Here is a 16,751-nt window from a genome sequence, read left to right as displayed (position 1 = left end):
CCGCGCCCTTGTCGCCTGTCTGCGCAAGCCTTATCGCCGGAGAATGACCGACGCTGTGATCCGCCCCGCCCGCCTCGACGACGCCGCCGCCCTGGGCGCGCTGGGCCGCCAGACCTTTGTCGACACCTTCGTCACCGGCTTCGGCATCCCCTACCCGGTCGAGGACCTGGAGGCCTTTCTGGACGCCAGCTTCAGCCCGGAAGCGACCGCCAAGAAGATGCAGGAACCCGGCAGCGGCTGGTGGGTGGCGGAAGGCCCGGACGGTCGGCTGCTGGCCTTCGCCAACACCGGCCCCAACACCCTGCCCCACCCGGACGGCCGCGCCAGCCATGCCGAGCTGCGCCGCCTGTATGTGTCGAAGGACGCGCAGGGGATGGGTCTCGGCACGCGCCTGTTGGAATTGGCGCTGGACTGGATGCAGACCCACACCGATGGGCCCCTCTGGATCGGCGTCTGGAGCGGCAATGAGAAGGCGCAGAAGCTGTATGCGGCCTATGGGTTCGAGAAGGCCGGGGAGTACGACTATCCCGTCGGTCGCTGGGTGGACCACGAGTTCATCTTGCGGCGCGACTGAGCAGAGTCCAGTTTCATCCCATGCTTCTCCCCTTCTTCACCGCCCTGCGCGAGGCCAAGGTTCCGGTTTCGACCAAGGAATGGCTGCATCTGATGGAGGCCATGGACCGGGATGTGGCCGGCGGTCGGGTCGAGGACTTCTACCACCTGTCGCGGGCGGTGCTGGTCAAGGACGAGAAGCACTACGACCGGTTCGATCAGGTCTTCGGCAAGGTGTTCAAAGGGGTCGAGACCGTCGGCGCGGGCGATGAGCCGACCATTGATGTGCCTGAGGACTGGCTGCGGCTGCTGAACGAGAAATTTCTGACCGACGAGGAGAAGGCCCAGATCGAGGCGCTGGGCGGCTTCGACAAGCTGATGGAGACGCTGAAACAGCGACTGGAGGAGCAGAAAGGTCGCCACGAGGGCGGCAACAAATGGGTCGGGACGGGCGGCACCAGCCCGTTCGGCCACGGCGGCTACAACCCCGAGGGCGTGCGCATCGGCGGGCCGGCCAAGCAGGGGCGCGCGGTCAAGGTCTGGGAAAAGCGCGAATACCGCAATCTGGACGACAGCGTCGAACTGGGCACCCGCAACATCAAGATCGCCCTGCGCCGTTTGCGCCGCTTTGCGCGGCAGGGCGCGGCGGACGAGCTGGACATCGACGGGACCATCGATGGGACGGCGCGCCAGGGTTGGCTGGACATCCAGATGCGGCCCGAGCGGCGCAATACGATCAAGGTGGTGCTGTTTCTGGACATCGGCGGCTCGATGGATGCCCATGTGAAGCTGTGCGAGGAGCTGTTTTCGGCGGCCAGGACCGAGTTCAAGCATCTGGAGTTCTTCTACTTCCACAACTGCCTTTACGAGGGCGTGTGGAAGGACAACCGGCGTCGGCACAACGAGAAGATCCCGACCTGGGAGGTGCTGAACAAATACGGCGGCGACTGGCGGGCCATCTTCGTCGGCGACGCGACCATGTCCCCCTACGAGATCACCATGCCGGGCGGTTCGGTCGAGCACTGGAACGAGGAGGCGGGGGCCGTCTGGTTGAAGCGCGCCCGCCAGCAATGGGACAAGTCGGCCTGGCTGAACCCCTCGCCCGAAAAATACTGGAGCTATTCCGCCTCGGTCGGCCTGATCCGCGAGGTGATGGACCAGCGGATGTATCCGCTGACCATCGACGGGCTGGACAAGGCCATGCGCGCCCTGACACGGTAGGCCCCGACGCGGGGCCTCGGCGTAATGTGAGCGGCCGCGTCCTCGGAGAGCCCGACCATGATCGCCGTCGTCTTCGCCATCCTCCTGCAGCAGGCCTCCCCCAATGCCTCGGCACCGGGTCAGGTCCAGTGGACGACACCGATCGCACCACCTGTGCAGGCTCCGACTGTCCCACGACCTGCGCTGCCCGAGGGGGCCCGCACCGACCCTTACGGCTACGAGCGTGCCGAATGCAGCCCCTATGTCCGCCCGTCGAGCGAGACGCTGGAGGCCTGTCAGTTCCGCATCCGCAGCGCGCTGGCTGCCGATCTGGGTGACGGTCTGCCCGATGGGCTGAAACCCGCCACCGATCGGGAGCAGTGTCGGCCAGACCCGCAGACCGGGGGTTTCGCGCTGAACTGCAACGCCGCCCGGTCCGTACCGGCGGGTCCCGACCTGACGGAGCGACGCTGCGAAACCCGGCCTACACGCCTTCCCCAGGGCGGGGTCGCCTATACCGAAAACTGCACCTCGACGCGGCCGGGCGAAGAGGAGAGCCAAGGTCTCCGGATCAGGCTGGGCGGTGACGACTGATCCAGACGCAAAAACGCCGCCCGAGGGGAGCGGGCGGCGCCTTCGACATCACGAGGTAGAGGGTTTTAGGACTTCAGGTCCGATTTTACATCGCCGACCTTTTTCTGGACCTGGCCTTCCATCTTGTCGGCCTTGCCTTCGGCTTCGAGACGCTCGTTGCCGGTCATCTTGCCGAGACCTTCCTTGATGCTGCCGCCGACTTCCTTGGCGGCACCCTTGAATTGATCTTGATCAGCCATGACTAACTCCTTGATTCAAAAGGACACCGTTGCGGCATCGCGATGATCAATGAACCCTTCGGCTGGCATCAGGTTCCGCCAAAACTGCGAAACCACGAGGGTCTGGCCTAGTCGGTTTGTCGCAGCCAGACCGCCACGGCCCAGGCGTGGGCCTGGTGCCGCAGGGCAACCAGGGCCTGATGCGGATCAAGCCAGACCAGTTCATGATCCGCCTCGACCTTGGACGCCGGGTCAAGCGAAACCTGTTCGGCGATCCAGAAGCCGCCGACGTTGTTGATCGGCGCACCATCGGTTTTCAGGAAGAACTGGCCGGCCGCCACGATCCGCGTTACCGGACGGATCGTCATGCCCGTCTCCTCGACGAACTCGCGAACCAGGGCCTGTTCTTCAGTCTCGTCGCCATCTACGGCGCCGCCGGGCAGGTCAAAATAGCTGGCTTCCCCCCGATCTACGCGAACGCAGGCCAGCCTGCCGTCATGGACCACCAGCCCGAACGCCGTGGGCCGCCACAGGTAATCCACGCCCGGCCCAGCCTGACCGAATTGCAGGGCGACGCCCATGGTCAGAGATCGAAGGCCAGGCGGGCCCGCACGCCGTTATGGGCGCCGTCGAACTCGATGGCCGAGCGCAGGCCCGACGCCATGGCCGAGACGATCTTGCCACCCAGACCCGTGCCCTTGGGCTTGCCGTCACCCAGACCGGGCCCGTCGTCCTCTACGGTCAGCAGGGCGCGACCCTCTCCGTCGGGCTTGAGGATGATGCGGATTTCGCCAGCCTGGCCGGGCCCATAAGCGTATTTCACGGCGTTGGTGACCAGTTCGGTGACCACCACCCCCAGCGACACGGCCTGATCGGTGGTTACCCGCATGGGGGCCGCGTCCAGCACCAGATTCGGCGAGCCGTCGTCCGGACCCAGCGACTTGCCCAATTCGTCGATCAGGCCTTCCAGATATTCGTCCATGGCCACGGACGACAGATCGCCGGACGTATAGAGCCGCCGGTGCACATGGGCGACCGCCTCGATGCGGGCCTGCGCCTCCTTGAGCGCCGCCCGTGCGCCCTCATCGACCATGTGGCGCAGCTGCAGTGACATGAAGCTGGACACCAGTTGCAGCGAGTTGCCGACGCGGTGATTGACCTCGTGCAGCATGGCTTCGGCGCGGTCGCGTGCCAGGCGCACCTGCTCCTGGGCCTCCAGATTCTCGCGCTGCAGACGACGACGGCGAACGGCATCCTCAACCGCATTGCGCAGCAACGCGGTAAAGTCCTCCGACACGTCCTTGATGACATAGTCGGCCGCCCCGGCCCTCAGCGCGGCCACGGCGATGCGCCCGTCCTGGGCCCCGGTGACGTAGACGACCGGCGGCGGAGCCTCCAGCGCCAGGATGTCCGGCAGCACGTCCAGCCCGTCGCGGCCCGGCATATAGTGGTCCAGAGCGCACACATCGAAGGCCTCGCTCGCGCGCAGCCGCTCCAGCCCCGCGTCGCCGTCGGCCGCGCAGGTCACGATATAGTTGTGGCGGCCGAACTCTTTCTCGACCAGCCGCGACAGGCCGCGGTCGTCGTCGATGTAGAGCAGGCGGATGGGCTGACCGTTATTGGGCAAGGGGGCGGCTACTCGATGTCCGGCGACTGCATCACCGACAGAAACAGGCCCAGCTGACGGATGGCGTCGGCGAAGCTTTCATAATCCACCGGCTTGGTGATGTAGACGTTGCAGCCCAAATCGTAGCAGCGCTGGATCTCGACCTTGTCGTCCGTGGTCGTGAGCACGACGACCGGCGCGCGGCGCAGGCGGTCGTCGCCCTTGACCCGCGCCAGAATGTCGGTGCCCGACATGTCCGGCAGGTTCAGGTCCAGCAGGATCAGCATGGGGCCATTGGCCCGCACCTCCTCGCTGAACAGATATTCGAGGGCCGCGCCGCCCGCGTCGAAGTGGACGATCTCGTTGGAGATGTTGGCGCGACGGATGTTTTTTTCGATCAGCCGGGCGTGGCCGTGGTCGTCCTCGACCATGACGATCTTGACTGCGCTGCTCATGACAGGTCTCCGGTTTCCGAAAGGACGAGGCGTTTGGGGAATTTCAGCACGAAAGTCGAGCCTTTGCCCAGTTCCGACTCCAGATCGATGGTGCCGCCGAGGCGGCGCACGCTGTTGCGGACGAAGGCCAGACCCAGGCCCTCGCCCGGTCGATCCTGCTTTCCGGACCGGCGGAACAGCTCGAAGATGCGCTCGTGGTCGCGGTCGGACACGCCGCGCCCGTTGTCGGCGACGCGATAGATCACCTCGTCGCCAGCCTCTTCGCCAGACACGACGATCCGGCCTGGCCGCGTCGGCTCCAGATATTTCACGGCGTTATCGACCAGATTGCCGAAGATCTGCTCGATCGACAGGCGGTCGCTCTGAATGGATGGCAGGTCCTCGACCAAGATTTCGGCATCGGCGGCGTCGGTCTGATGGCGGACGCTGTCGGCGATGGCCTGGACGATTTCGGTCATCGGCAAGGCTTCGGACACGGGTGTTCGACGACCCTCACGCGACAGCTTCAGGATGGCGTTGATCAGCCGGTCCATCTTGGCCGTCGAGGCGCGGATGAAGCCGATGGCTTCCGGCACGTCCTCGCGCACGGCGACCAGGGCGTCCTTTTCGACGATCTCGGGAACCTTGGTCTCAACCGCCGTCATCTGGCGATCGATGACCTTGCCTGCCTGTTCCAGCTCCGACGTATAGCCCATGACATTGACCAGCGGGGCCCGCAGGTCGTGGCTGACGATATAGGCGAAGCGCTGGATCTCGTCGTTGGCGCGCGACAGGGCGGCGGTGCGGTCGCGGACCTGGTTTTCCAGCCCCGCATTCAGACGATCCATAGCCATCTGGGCGTCGCGCATGTCCATCAAGTAACGGCGCACGATCCAGCCCACGATGCCGGCCAGGATCAGGATCAGCAGACCGGCGAAAACATTGATGGCCAGGGTGAAGTTGGCCGCGGCCTCGGACTCGCGTGTCAGGCGTTCGATACGGCTGTCCTGCAGCCTGTCGATGGCAGCGATCTCGACCCGCATCTGGTCCATCAGGATTTTGCCCTCGCCGCCGCGCACGACGGACACGGCCTCGCCGATCCGCCCGGTTCGCGCCAGGGTGATGCTGCGCTCCATCACGCCCAGCCGCTGGTCGGACAGGTCGCGGATACGCTCCACGCGGGGAGCCAGTTCCGGATCGGCCACGGTCAGGCCGGACAGGGTGCTGAACAGATCCGGCAGGGCGGCGATCGCCTCGTCGTGAATGGCCAGATAGCTGGGCTGAGCCGTCAGCATGAAACCGCGCTGGCCGGTTTCGGCATCGACCAGTCGGTTCAGAACCTGCTGCGACACCAGCCGCGCCTGCTGGGCATGGTCCACCGTTTCGTTGAACTCCGCCGTCCGACGGGTCATCACGAAGACCGTCAGATTGACCAGCAGCAGCAGAATCAAGGCGAACGACAGCAGGGCCACGACCGTGCGACCCACCGAGGGCGTGCGCAGGAATTGGCTCAGGGCCGAAAGTCTGGGTCGGAACGCGGGAGCCATCGGCACAGCTTTAGCGTGGTGCGGCGTCGTGTCCAGTCGGGTTGCCGACACAGGCTTGGCCGTGAGGCTTCAAACGCTGCCGATGGTGCGCAGGCGGGCGCGCGGATGGACCTCGTTCTGGCTCATCACCACCGTCTGTCCGCGGAAACGCTCGATGATGGAGCGGACATAGGGCCGGACCTGCGGCCCGGTCAGGAGGACGGCGCTTTCGCCCGACATGGCGGCGCGCTCGAAGACGTCGCGGACGGCGCGGATGAAGTCCTGCAGCCGCGACGGGGCCATGGCCAGTTGCTTGTCCTCGCCCTGCCCGACCAGCGCCTCGGCAAAGGCGGCTTCCCATTCCGGCGACAGAGTGACGATGGGCAGGGCCCCGTCGTCGCCCTTGTGCTGCCAGCACAGCTGACGGGCGAGCCGCCCGCGCACATGTTCGACCAGGGTGGTCACCGAACTGGTGTGCGGGGCCGCCTCGGCCAAGCCTTCCAGAATGGCCCCCAGATCGCGGATCGAAACCTTTTCCCGCAGCAGCGACTGGAGCACGCGTTGCAGGGTGGTGACGGTGACGACTGAGGGGATCAGCTCGTCGACCAGCTTCTTCTCCTCCGGACCCAGCTCCTTCAGCAGCTTCTGCACCTCCGCATAGGAGAGCAGGTCGGCCATGTTCTCCTTGAGGATTTCGGTCAGGTGGGTCGTCAGCACCGTCGACGGATCGACGATGGTATAGCCCCGGAACGTCGCCTCTTCGCGCAGGCTCTCGTCGATCCAGGTGGCGGGCAGGCCGAAGGCGGGCTCGCGCGTGTGATCGCCGGGCAGTTCGACCTGACGGCCCGCCGGGTCCATGGCCATCAGCGAGCCCAGACGCACCTCGCCGGTGCCGGCCTCCATCTCCTTGATGCGGATGGCATAGGACTGGGTGCCCAGCCGCATGTTGTCGAGAATGCGCACCGACGGCATGACGAAGCCGTACTCCTGCGCCAGGGAGCGGCGCAGGGCCTTGACCTGATCGGTCAGGCGACGCCCCTCCAGATCGTTGATCAGCGACAGAAGCGAGTAGCCCAGTTCGATTTTGACCTCGTCGATGGTCAGGGCGGTGCCGATAGGCTCCTCGACGTCCTCCTTGGGCTTGGCGGTGGCGGCGGCGAGCTCGGCCTCGGTGGGTTTGGGTTTCAGCCGATCGCGGCCCAGCTTCCAGGCCATGAAGCCGGTCCCGGCGGCCAGGGCGAAGAAGGGGATGATCGGCATGCCGGGGATGACCCCGATCAGGGCCGAGGCCGCGGCCACGACGCCCAGGCTGACCGGGTTGGTGGCCAGTTGCCGGACCAGGGCCTTGTCCGCCGTGCCCTCGACGCCCGCCTTGGACACCAGAAAGCCTGCGGCGATGGAGATAATGATGGCCGGGACCTGGGTCACCAGACCGTCGCCGACGGTCAGCGACACATAGGTATTGGCCGCCTCGCCGATCGGCAGGCCATGCTGGATGGTGCCGATCAGAATGCCGCCGATGGCGTTGATGAAGACGATGATCAGGCCCGCGACGGCATCGCCGCGCACAAATTTGGACGCACCGTCCATGGCCCCGAAGAAGGTCGATTCCTGCTCCAGCTCCTTGCGGCGCAGCTTGGCCGTCTCCTCGTCGATCAGGCCGCTGGACAGGTCCGCGTCGATGGCCATCTGCTTGCCCGGCATGGAGTCCAGGGTAAAGCGGGCCGAGACCTCGGCGATCCGGGTCGAGCCCTTGGTGATGACGACGAAGTTCACCACCAGGATAATGGCGAAGATGATGATGCCGATGATGAAGCTGCCGCCCATCATCAGGGCCCCGAAAGCCTGGATCACCTGACCGGCCGAGCCGTGCCCCTCGTGCCCGTGGGTCAGGACCAGCCGGGTCGAGGCCAGGTTCAGGCCCAGGCGGAACAGGGTCGAGACCAGCAGCACCGTCGGGAAGATGGCGAAGTCCAGCGGCCGCTTCATCATCACGGCCGTCATCAGGATCAGCACGGACGAGACGAGCGAGATCGCCAGCAGTAGGTCCAACAGGAACTTCGGCACCGGCAGGATCAGCAGCAGGATGACGCCGATGACGCCAACCGCCATGCCGACCTCGCCCCGCGCGACCCAGCCCAGCATGTCCTTGCCGGTCGGCCGGGCCATGCCGTCCTTCATCATGCCATTGGAGGCAGGGACGTCCGTCATGCGGTGTGGCCCAGCGCGCTCAGGGCCATCCGGGTCGCCTCTGCGATCACGGCGGCGTTCTGGGCGTTGGAGGTCTCAGGCGTGGCGTGGTAGTAGGCCGCGACCACAATGGGTTTGCCGTTGGGCGGATAGATCAGGCCGATGTCATTGGTCGGACCATAGCCGCCCGTGCCCGTCTTGTGCGCCACGCGCCAGCCGGAGGGAACGCCGCCCTTCAGTCGGTCCATGCCGGACGGAGTGTCGGTCATCCAGCGCAGCAGTCGTGTCTGCGACTCTGCTGTCAGGGGGGTAGCCGGGTCGAGGAACAGCCGCTGCATGTTCGCCACCGACTGGGCCGGCGTGATTGTGTCCTTGTCGCCGTCCAGACGGTTCATCTCGGGTTCGAACCGGTCGGCCCGCGTGCTGGTGTCGCCGAGGCTGCGATAGAAGGCCTGCATGGGCTCCATGCCGCCCATGGCTTTCAGCAGAATATTGGCGGCCGGGTTGTCGCTGACCTCGACCGTCCCCTTCATCAGTTGCTCGACCGTCAAGCTACTGCCAATGGCGGGTTCAGTGACCGGCGCGTGGCTGACCATGTCAGCGGAGTTGATCGGGATGGCGCGATCCAACCGCTCCTGACCCGCTTGCACCCGCATCAGGATGGCGGCGGCCAAATACATCTTGAAGGTCGAGCAGTAGACGAACCGCTCGTCGCCACGCCAGCCCAGGCTGCGGCCAGTGCCGGCATCGACAGCCACATAGCCCAGTCGTCCGCCGTTATGACGCTCGAGAGCCGACAAATCGATGGGCTGCATCGCCACGGCCGGGGGCACTGGCTGATCCTGCGGCGCAAGCGGCGTCGCTGGTGCTTGCGCACAGCCCATGACGCCCAGCGCGCTCAGGCCGGTCAGGACGCTTCTGCGGTCCATCGAAGAGGTCATCGGATCAGGCCGCCGCGTAGCCGCCGGCGGCGATGCCGGACTGGGGCGCGGGTATGCTGGTGCCCTCGTCGGCATATTCGTTCAGCTTGTTGCGCAGGGTGCGGATCGAGATACCCAGAATGGTCGCGGCATGGGTTCGATTGCCCAGACAGTGTGACAGGGTGTCAAGGATCAGCGTCTTCTCCATCTGCGCCACCGTCTGGCCGACATGGGCGCGAGTGACGGTGTCGGCGACCTGGGCCGCACGTCCGGCAAAGCCCGCATCCGGGGCCGCGCCATGTGCGCCGGCGCTCAGCGGCTGGCCGTCCGGCAGGCGGATGGCATCGACGTCGATCTCGGGTCCGACCGCCAGCAGCACGGCGCGGTGCATGGCGTTTTCCAGCTCGCGCACATTGCCGTTCCAGCGGTGCGAGACCAAGGCGCGACGGGCCTCGGCGGAGACCGGACGCACCGGCACGCCGTTGGCGGCGGCGTATTTCTTGACGAAATGGTCGGCCAGAACGGCGATGTCGCCCGGACGCTCACGCAGGGCAGGCAGGCGCAGGTTCACGACGTTCAGGCGATAAAGCAGGTCCTCGCGGAAGCTGCCCTCGGCCACCGACTTGGCCAGGTCGCGGTTGGAAGTGGCGATGATGCGGATGTTGACGGGCACCGGCTTGGTGCCACCGACACGGTCGATCACCCGCTCCTGAATGGCGCGCAGCAGCTTGGCCTGGAGGCGGACGTCCATCTCGGAGATTTCGTCCAGCAGAAGGGTGCCGCCGTCGGCCTCCTCGAACTTGCCGATGCGGCGGGCCATGGCACCGGTGAAGGCCCCCTTCTCGTGCCCGAACAGTTCGGATTCCAGCAGATTGTCGGGGATTGCGGCGCAGTTGACGCTGATGAACGGCTTGTCGGCGCGTCGGGAGTTGACGTGCATGTAGCGCGCCATGACTTCCTTGCCGACGCCGCTTTCGCCGGTGATCAGGATGCTGGCTTCGGAACGCGCGACCTGATCGGCCAGGCCGATGACCGCCTTCATCGCCGGATCGGCGGAAATCAGGGGCCGGTCGTCGTCGGCCACGGCGGACAGGACGGCCGCGATCAGCTCCGCATCCGGTGGCAGGGGGATGAACTCCTTGGCGCCCGCGCGGATCGCATCGGCCGCTTCCTTCGCGTCGGCATCGACGCCGCAGGCCACGACCGGCACATGGATCCGCTCATTCTCGTTGGCGGCGATAAGCGCGGCGATGTCGACGCGATAGTCGACCATCAGAAGGTCCGCCCCCTGGCCGCGACGCAGCTGCTCGGTCGCCTGGTCGCCGCGTTCGACGTGGCTGACCTTGGCCCCGTGTGCCATGGCCATCTTCACCGCCGTCGCCAGCTGTCCGCTGAGCCTGCCAACCACCAGAAGCCGCATGGGTCTTCTCCTTCACATCCAACGCACGATGGCCCGTGTACAGGGCCGGGGTTCAACGCCGTCAGGCGTTGCTGTCTTCAACCTTGATGATTTCCGTCATGGTCACGCCCAGACGATCCTCGACCACCACGACCTCGCCGCGCGCGACCAACCGGTTGTTAACGAAGATGTCGATGGCCTCGCCGACCTTGCGATCGAGCTCCAGCACCGAGCCGCGATTGAGCTTGAGAAGCTGCGCCACCGTCATGTGCGCCTTGCCCAGAACCGCCGAAATATTGACCGGAACGTCGAAGACCGGAGCCAGGTCATGGGCCGTCTTGTCCGTCGCGTCGTCGGCGACGGTGATCGCGGTGGAGTCGCCAAACTCCTCCAGAGCCATGGTGTCGGATGCCATCTAGGGCCTCCCTTCCGCTGAGGTGTCGGGGATCAGGATGTCGGCATGGCCCGCATCGGCGGCGAGCGCCGAGTTCAGGGCCTCGGTCATGCGCGCGAAAGTGGCGTCGACGTCGAACTCCGCCCGGCCGTCGGCCCATTCCAGCTGAAAGGCGGCGGGGGCCATGCCCGGCTCGTCACGGAAGGCGACCACGCCGGAAAAGCCCGCATCGGCGCACAGCTGTTCGATCCGGGCACGGGTCTGGTCGGTCAGGTCGCTGGCGCGGATGACCAGGCGCGGCGAGGCGTCGATCTCCTGCCCCAGGGCTTCCAGCGCGGCCTGGATCGGACCGGCAGGATAGCGATCCAGCGCCGAGGCACAAACGACGCGTGCCGCCGCCATCGCCAGAGCCACGGACTGCTCGCGATGCGTCTGGGCCACCTGTGTCAAGGCCGGTGCCGAGGCCGCCAGCGCCTGGCCGATGGTGGACAGGGCCATGGCCTGCAGGCTCTCTATCTCGTCCATTGCGGTCTGGCGGGCCTCGGCGCGCGCCTGCGCCACGAGGGCCTCGACCTCGGCGGCCGTCCAGGCACGCTTGGCCGGGCGATAGGAGGAGGCGCGCACGACGTCGCCCAGCGAGTCGAACTCGGTGTCGAAGACGAATGGAGTGCTGAGGGGCTGAGCAGTCATGTCAGTAGATCAACTCGTCGTCGCCGCCCTGGCCGACCAGCATGATGTCGCCCTTGGCCGCCAGGTCCTTGGCCACCTGGACCATGGCCATCTGGGCGTTGTCGACATCCTTCAGACGGACCGGCCCCATCGATTCCATGTCCTCGCGCATGATCTTGGCGGCGCGCTCTGACATGTTGGAGAAGAACATTTCGCGCAGGCTTTCCGACGCCCCCTTCAGCGCCAGACCGAGCGAATCCTTCTCCACAGCTCGCAGAAGGGTCTGGACGCCGCCGGGGTCCAGCTTGGACAGGTCTTCGAACACGAACATCAGGGCGCGGATACGCTCGGCCGCCTCACGGTTGCGTTCCTCCAGCGCGCCGATAAAGCGCGCCTCGGTCTGGCGGTCGAAGCTGTTGAAGATGTCGGCCATCATCTCGTGGCTGTCGCGCTTGGAGGTGCGCGCCAGGTTGGACATGAATTCGTTGCGCAGGGTCTGTTCGATCTTGTCCAGGATTTCGCGCTGCACCGGCTCCATGCGCAGCATCCGCTGGACGCATTCCAGAGCGAAGTCCTCGGGCAGGCTGGTCAGGACCCGTGCGGCATGGTCCGGCTTGATCTTGGACAGGACGACGGCGACCGTCTGGGGGTATTCGTTCTTCAGATAGTTGGCGAGGACCGCCTCGTTCACATTGCCCAACTTGTCCCACATGGTCCGACCGGCGGGACCGCGGATTTCCTCCATCAGGCCTTCTACGCGGTCACCCGGCATGAAGGATGAGAGCAACTTCTGCGTCTGTTCGAAACTGCCCATGACGGCACCCGAGCCGCTCATGCCTGCGACGAACTCGATCAGCAGCTCTTCGACAACTGTGGCCGTGACGGTGCCCAGACCGGCCATGGCCTGGGAGATCTCCTTGATCTCATCATCGTCGAGGCTCTGCCACAGGCGGGTATGGTCTTCGCCCAGCGACAGCAGGATGACAGCGGCCTTTTCAGGCCCCGTCAGCTTCCTGGCGTCCTCGACCACAGGCTTCTTGTTGACCAGCCGGGCCGCCATCAGCCTTCATGCACCCAGGAGCGCAGGATGGAGGTCGATTCCTCCGGATGCTTCTCCACGAACTCGGCGACCTTCTTGATCGAGGACGCCTTCACCTGACCCTCGATACGGGCGATGTCGAGCCGGTCGTCCATCTCGGAGCGCGGCAGGAACTGCTGGGCCGGATCGGCGGCCCCGTTCACGATGGAGGTCTGCAGGCTGGTCACCGGCACGCCTCCGGCCCCCGCAAGCTGCGGCGCACCCGCTCCAGCGCCCGTCGCTGTCTTCAACAGCGGACGCAGGACGAAGAAGATCAGCAGCAAACCCGTGATCAGCAGCACCAGCAACTCGACACCGCGCATGATGTCGTCCTTGGTGAAGTTGAACAGCGAGGAGCCCGCCTCCTCGCCGCCGACCGTCGCCGTGTCGCGGTTGAAACGGACGGCCGTCACCTGGACGATGTCGCCACGGTCGGCATTGAAGCCTACCGCCGCCTTGACCAGGGCCTCGATCTTGGCGCGATCCTCTTCGGACACAGGCGTGTAGGTCGGCTCGCCGTCGCCGCTGGCGGGGGGCGTGTATTTGCCGTCGACGGCCACGGCCACAGCCAGCTTCTTGACCTCGCCAGCCTCTTTCACCGTCGTGGTAGTGGTGTTGGAGATTTCGTAGTTGGTCGTCTCGGTGTTCTGGGTGTCGCGCGAGCCGATCGGCGTCACGTTCGGGGCCTGACCGCCGGGGATGTTGTTGGTCGCGGTCGCGCCGCCGTCGGCCTGACCGGTCGTGTCCTGGCTCTCGGAGCCGTTGGTCGAGGTCGAGCGAACGACCTGGCCGTCGGGGTCGTAGACCTGCTGCTGGGTGGTCGATCGGCTGTGATCGATGTCGGCGGTGACCTGGACGCGGGCGGCACCCACGCCGACGACACCCTCGACAATGTCCTTGATGCGGGCCTGAAGCTGGGCCTCGGTCGAACTCTTGGCTTCTTCGGCGGAGGCGGCGCTGAAGCCCGCGTCATCGGCGCCGGCCGCGAGGGTGCGGTTGGAGGTGTCAGTCAGAGTGACCCGCTCGGGCTTCATATTGGTGACCGAGGAGGCCACGACGTTGCGTATGGCCTGAACCTGGGCCCCGGACAGCTGGCCGCCCGTCACGCCCACGACCACCGAGGCGGTGGGCTCTGCCGTCGAGGCCTGGAACAGCTGACGCGGCGGCAGGGCGATCATGACGCGGGCCGAGGTGATGCCGCGCAGGCTCATGATCGTGCGTGCCAGCTCGCCTTCCAGCGCGCGCTTTTCGTTGAGGTTCTGCTGGAACTCGGTCTGGCCCAGGACCGACTGATCGTCGAATATTTCGTAGCCGACGCTGCCGGAGGTCACCAGACCCTTGCCGGCCACCAGCATGCGGGCCTCACCGACCTGATCGCGGCTGACGAAGATGGTCGAGCCGTCGCCGCGCGAGGAGTACTTGATCCCCGCACTGTCCAGCGCCGTCGTGATTTCCGAGGCTTCGCGCAGGTCGAGGTTGGAATACAGCAGCGCGTCGGGAGCCTGGCCCACGCGCATCATCAGATAGACCAACGCGACCGCGACGCCGGCACCGACGCCCAGCAGCACGGCCAGCTTGCCGACCCCGAACCTCTGCAATGCCGACGAAAAGCCGCCCACTCAAACCGCCTAAGTTAAAACGGGCCCACCCCGACGCACGAACCAGACAGGTCGCTAGGCAGAAACTGCCGCCTGCGTGGTAAACGGGGAGTTAAGTTTCGTTACGATCAGCGTTTCTTGCGCCTGTTCATGACGAAGCCGATGACCTTGGCGGCCGCTTCGAAATGCTCGCGCGGGATGGTTTCGTCCACGTCCACGGCGGCATAGAGGGCGCGGGCAAGAGGCACGTTCTCGACGATCGGCACGGCGTGTTCGCGCGCGACCTCGCGGATGCGCAGGGCGACGGCGTCCACGCCCTTGGCGACGCAGACCGGTGCCGCGTCGCCCGCCTCGTAACGCAGGGCGACCGAATAGTGGGTCGGGTTGGTGACGATGACGGTGGCGGTGGGCACCGCCTGCATCATGCGCTGACGGCTGCGCTGGGCCCGGATCTGCTTCAGCTTGGCCTTGATGTGGGGGTCGCCTTCGGACTGTTTGAAGTCCTCCTTCAGTTCCTCCTTGGTCATCTTCATCCGCTCAGCGAAGCGGTACTTCTGCCAGAGAAAGTCCATGCCGGCGGACAGGCCCAGAAAGACCAGGGTCGCCACCATCAGGCTGATCGCCAGATCACGCGTGAACGGCAGGATCATCGCCGGCGACATGGCGGCCATGTTCGCCAGCTCATTGGCGTGGGGTTTGAGCACCATCCAGCAGACCACGCAGACGGCCAGCAGCTTGAGGAAGGTCTTGACGAACTGGACCAGGCCGTCGGGGCCGAAGATGCGCTTGAACCCGGCCAAGGGGTTCACCTTGGACCAGTCGGGCTTCAGCTTCTCGCCCGTGAACAGGATACCGGACTGGGCCAGGTTGCCGCCGACCCCGCCCAGGATGGTGGCCAGCATGACCGCGCCCATGAAGGGGGTGATGGCCCACAGGGCGATGCCGCCGATCTCCACGCCCGCCCCCGCCTCCAGCCCGCCCATCATGGTGTGGGGCGCGGCGATGAAGGGCAGAAGCTGCTCGGCCATGGAGGTGGCAAACCAGCCCCCGGCCATCAGGATGACGGCGGCGGCACCGGCCAGAGACAGGGCGGAGGCGACATCGGGGGACTTGGCGACATCCCCCTTCTTGCGCGCCTCCTCAAGTTTTCGTGGGGTGGCGTCTTCTGTCTTGGACTCGGGATCGGCGCCTTCAGCCACTGGCGCCTCCCGTGAACTGTCCGGCCAGGGCGCGGTAGCGATCGATGAAGATCGTGCCCACCACCCCCAGGCTCAAGGCGAAGACGGACAGCCCCAGGATGATGCTGAGCGGGGCCGCGGCAAAGAAGACCTGGAACTGGGGCATAACCCGCCCGACCAGGCCGGACGCCAGGTTGAAGATCAGGGCAAAGACCATGACCGGCGCAGCCAGCTGCACGCCTAGCAGAAAGCTCTCACCCAGGGTCCGCACCGCCAGGGTGGCGAAGTCGCCGGTCGCCAGCGGCTGGACCGGGGCGATCAGCCGGTAGGACCCCACTAGTCCGGCGATGAACAGGTGATGGGTATTGGTGGCAAACACCAAGGTCGTGCCCAGCAGCAGCAAAAAGGCCGAGATCGTCGTGCCCGGCTGGGCCTGCAAGGGGTTGGCGGTCTGGGCGAAGCTGAGCGTGGTCTGCAGCGACACCACCTCCCCCGCCGTGGAAAGGGACGTCAGGAAGATGCGCAGCATGGTCCCGATCGCCAGCCCCACCAGCACCTCGCGCAGCATCCAGCCGACGGTGGCCCCCAGGCTGGTCGGCAGGGCCGGCAGGCTGCCAGACACCACCGGCCACAGGCACAGGGTGACGACCAGGGCCAGCGACAGGCGGATGCGCGGCGGCACATAGGATTCCCCGATGCCCGGCATCATCAGCAGGACCGCGCCGATCCGTGCAAAGATCAGCGCGCCCTGCCAGACCTGGTCCGATGTGGCGTAGGGCTCCACTACATCCCGGCGATGCGCACGGCGATGGTGCGCATGAAGCCGCCCAGCAGCGCGCCCATCAACGGCAAGAACAGCAGCAGGGAGACGAAGATAGCAATGATCTTGGGCGCATAGATCAGGGTCTGTTCCTGGATCTGGGTCAGGGCCTGGACCAGGCCGATGACCACGCCGACCACCAGGCCGACCAGCAGCACGGGCGCGCACAGCTGGATCGTCAGCCACAGGGCATCGCGCCCCACATCCAGAACTTCCGCCCCGTTCATCCTACGCTCCACAAACACGCGCCGGGACATCCGCCGAAGCGGCCCCGCACTGGGCAAGGAATGCCGGGTCCATGGTTAATGCGGCGTTAGCGATATCGCATGGACTGGCCCGCACCTTGCGCCGCCCGGGTGCAAGGAGGCTTCGGCC

General features: G+C 66.0%; 19 protein-coding genes. 3 read left to right on the top strand and 16 right to left on the bottom strand.

From position 1 onward, the window contains the following. Window positions 1-43 precede the first annotated feature (43 nt). From ACE3TH_RS09185 to ACE3TH_RS09175, 3 genes are read left to right on the top strand one after another with little or no spacing between them, the layout of a single operon-like run. Window positions 44-574, top strand: a complete 531-nt coding sequence (locus ACE3TH_RS09185; protein WP_374599426.1) for an N-acetyltransferase family protein — start codon at window positions 44-46, stop codon at window positions 572-574. A 20-nt stretch (window positions 575-594) separates the two neighbouring features. Further along, a complete protein-coding gene (locus ACE3TH_RS09180; RefSeq protein ID WP_374599424.1) occupies window positions 595-1,773 on the top strand; it encodes a VWA domain-containing protein in 1,179 nt (392 codons plus the stop codon). Between the two features lie 57 nt (window positions 1,774-1,830). Further along, a complete protein-coding gene (locus ACE3TH_RS09175) occupies window positions 1,831-2,346 on the top strand; it encodes a hypothetical protein (protein ID WP_374599422.1) in 516 nt (171 codons plus the stop codon). Window positions 2,347-2,411: 65 nt separating this feature from the next. Here the strand turns inward: ACE3TH_RS09175 and ACE3TH_RS09170 are convergent, their stop codons facing one another. From ACE3TH_RS09170 to ACE3TH_RS09095, 16 genes are all read right to left on the bottom strand, one after another. Beyond that, the gene (locus ACE3TH_RS09170; protein WP_292170729.1) at window positions 2,412-2,585 is read right to left on the bottom strand and encodes a CsbD family protein; all 174 of its coding nucleotides are present in this window, start codon (window positions 2,583-2,585) and stop codon (window positions 2,412-2,414) included. 107 nt (window positions 2,586-2,692) lie between these two features. Further along, entirely contained in the window at window positions 2,693-3,145 is a 453-nt protein-coding gene (locus ACE3TH_RS09165; protein ID WP_374599420.1) for an NUDIX domain-containing protein, read from the bottom strand. A gap of 2 nt (window positions 3,146-3,147) precedes the next feature. Further along, window positions 3,148-4,191, bottom strand: a complete 1,044-nt coding sequence (locus ACE3TH_RS09160; protein WP_374599418.1) for a sensor histidine kinase — start codon at window positions 4,189-4,191, stop codon at window positions 3,148-3,150. Between the two features lie 8 nt (window positions 4,192-4,199). Further along, window positions 4,200-4,625: a response regulator gene (locus ACE3TH_RS09155; protein ID WP_374599416.1), complete on the bottom strand. Its 426-nt coding sequence runs from the start codon at window positions 4,623-4,625 to the stop codon at window positions 4,200-4,202. After that, window positions 4,622-6,151 carry a CHASE3 domain-containing protein gene (locus tag ACE3TH_RS09150; protein WP_374599414.1) on the bottom strand — a complete coding sequence of 510 codons (1,530 nt, stop codon included), beginning with the start codon at window positions 6,149-6,151 and terminating at the stop codon, window positions 4,622-4,624. Before ACE3TH_RS09150 ends, ACE3TH_RS09155 begins: the two co-directional genes overlap by 4 nt. Window positions 6,152-6,220: 69 nt before the next feature. Further along, window positions 6,221-8,341, bottom strand: coding sequence for a flagellar biosynthesis protein FlhA (flhA, locus tag ACE3TH_RS09145; protein ID WP_374599412.1), 2,121 nt, complete (start codon window positions 8,339-8,341; stop codon window positions 6,221-6,223). After that, window positions 8,338-9,249 carry a class A beta-lactamase gene (bla, locus tag ACE3TH_RS09140; RefSeq protein WP_374599410.1) on the bottom strand — a complete coding sequence of 304 codons (912 nt, stop codon included), beginning with the start codon at window positions 9,247-9,249 and terminating at the stop codon, window positions 8,338-8,340. The genes flhA and bla overlap by 4 nt, the downstream gene beginning before the upstream one ends. A 16-nt stretch (window positions 9,250-9,265) precedes the next feature. Next, entirely contained in the window at window positions 9,266-10,660 is a 1,395-nt protein-coding gene (locus tag ACE3TH_RS09135) for a sigma 54-interacting transcriptional regulator (protein ID WP_374599408.1), read from the bottom strand. A 61-nt stretch (window positions 10,661-10,721) separates the two neighbouring features. Then, the gene (fliN, locus tag ACE3TH_RS09130; RefSeq protein WP_296167242.1) at window positions 10,722-11,054 is read right to left on the bottom strand and encodes a flagellar motor switch protein FliN; all 333 of its coding nucleotides are present in this window, start codon (window positions 11,052-11,054) and stop codon (window positions 10,722-10,724) included. Next, window positions 11,055-11,723, bottom strand: coding sequence for a flagellar assembly protein FlbE (locus ACE3TH_RS09125; protein ID WP_374599406.1), 669 nt, complete (start codon window positions 11,721-11,723; stop codon window positions 11,055-11,057). A 1-nt stretch (window position 11,724) separates the two neighbouring features. Further along, window positions 11,725-12,762, bottom strand: coding sequence for a flagellar motor switch protein FliG (fliG, locus tag ACE3TH_RS09120; RefSeq protein WP_374599404.1), 1,038 nt, complete (start codon window positions 12,760-12,762; stop codon window positions 11,725-11,727). Then, window positions 12,762-14,399, bottom strand: a complete 1,638-nt coding sequence (gene fliF, locus ACE3TH_RS09115; protein WP_374599402.1) for a flagellar basal-body MS-ring/collar protein FliF — start codon at window positions 14,397-14,399, stop codon at window positions 12,762-12,764. The genes fliG and fliF overlap by 1 nt, the downstream gene beginning before the upstream one ends. Window positions 14,400-14,506: 107 nt before the next feature. Continuing rightward, window positions 14,507-15,577, bottom strand: coding sequence for a flagellar biosynthesis protein FlhB (gene flhB / locus ACE3TH_RS09110; protein ID WP_374599400.1), 1,071 nt, complete (start codon window positions 15,575-15,577; stop codon window positions 14,507-14,509). Continuing rightward, window positions 15,570-16,340: a flagellar biosynthetic protein FliR gene (gene fliR, locus ACE3TH_RS09105; RefSeq protein ID WP_374599398.1), complete on the bottom strand. Its 771-nt coding sequence runs from the start codon at window positions 16,338-16,340 to the stop codon at window positions 15,570-15,572. The genes flhB and fliR overlap by 8 nt, the downstream gene beginning before the upstream one ends. Beyond that, window positions 16,340-16,603 carry a flagellar biosynthesis protein FliQ gene (gene fliQ, locus ACE3TH_RS09100; protein WP_292170759.1) on the bottom strand — a complete coding sequence of 88 codons (264 nt, stop codon included), beginning with the start codon at window positions 16,601-16,603 and terminating at the stop codon, window positions 16,340-16,342. Before fliQ ends, fliR begins: the two co-directional genes overlap by 1 nt. Then, on the bottom strand, window positions 16,600-16,653 hold the full coding sequence (locus tag ACE3TH_RS09095; RefSeq protein WP_366465554.1) for a hypothetical protein: 54 nt from the start codon (window positions 16,651-16,653) through the stop codon (window positions 16,600-16,602). The genes fliQ and ACE3TH_RS09095 overlap by 4 nt, the downstream gene beginning before the upstream one ends. Between the last annotated feature and the right edge of the window lie 98 nt (window positions 16,654-16,751).

The sequence above is a fragment of the Brevundimonas sp. genome, assembly GCF_041919755.1.
Lineage (GTDB): Bacteria > Pseudomonadota > Alphaproteobacteria > Caulobacterales > Caulobacteraceae > Brevundimonas.
Note: the sequence above shows the minus strand (reverse complement) of the source record. Positions and strands in the feature narration are given on the sequence as shown.

Excerpts from the sequence above, each read along its gene's own strand:
- ACE3TH_RS09185 (WP_374599426.1), top strand. The coding sequence starts at position 44 with ATGACCGACGCTGTGATCCGCCCCGCCCGCCTCGACGACGCCGCCGCC.
- ACE3TH_RS09180 (WP_374599424.1), top strand. The coding sequence starts at position 595 with ATGCTTCTCCCCTTCTTCACCGCCCTGCGCGAGGCCAAGGTTCCGGTT.
- ACE3TH_RS09175 (WP_374599422.1), top strand. The coding sequence starts at position 1,831 with ATGATCGCCGTCGTCTTCGCCATCCTCCTGCAGCAGGCCTCCCCCAAT.
- ACE3TH_RS09170 (WP_292170729.1), bottom strand. The coding sequence starts at position 2,585 with ATGGCTGATCAAGATCAATTCAAGGGTGCCGCCAAGGAAGTCGGCGGC.
- ACE3TH_RS09165 (WP_374599420.1), bottom strand. The coding sequence starts at position 3,145 with ATGGGCGTCGCCCTGCAATTCGGTCAGGCTGGGCCGGGCGTGGATTAC.
- ACE3TH_RS09155 (WP_374599416.1), bottom strand. The coding sequence starts at position 4,625 with ATGAGCAGCGCAGTCAAGATCGTCATGGTCGAGGACGACCACGGCCAC.
- ACE3TH_RS09150 (WP_374599414.1), bottom strand. The coding sequence starts at position 6,151 with ATGGCTCCCGCGTTCCGACCCAGACTTTCGGCCCTGAGCCAATTCCTG.
- flhA (WP_374599412.1), bottom strand. The coding sequence starts at position 8,341 with ATGACGGACGTCCCTGCCTCCAATGGCATGATGAAGGACGGCATGGCC.
- bla (WP_374599410.1), bottom strand. The coding sequence starts at position 9,249 with ATGGACCGCAGAAGCGTCCTGACCGGCCTGAGCGCGCTGGGCGTCATG.
- ACE3TH_RS09135 (WP_374599408.1), bottom strand. The coding sequence starts at position 10,660 with ATGCGGCTTCTGGTGGTTGGCAGGCTCAGCGGACAGCTGGCGACGGCG.
- fliN (WP_296167242.1), bottom strand. The coding sequence starts at position 11,054 with ATGGCATCCGACACCATGGCTCTGGAGGAGTTTGGCGACTCCACCGCG.
- ACE3TH_RS09125 (WP_374599406.1), bottom strand. The coding sequence starts at position 11,723 with ATGACTGCTCAGCCCCTCAGCACTCCATTCGTCTTCGACACCGAGTTC.
- fliG (WP_374599404.1), bottom strand. The coding sequence starts at position 12,762 with ATGGCGGCCCGGCTGGTCAACAAGAAGCCTGTGGTCGAGGACGCCAGG.
- fliQ (WP_292170759.1), bottom strand. The coding sequence starts at position 16,603 with ATGAACGGGGCGGAAGTTCTGGATGTGGGGCGCGATGCCCTGTGGCTG.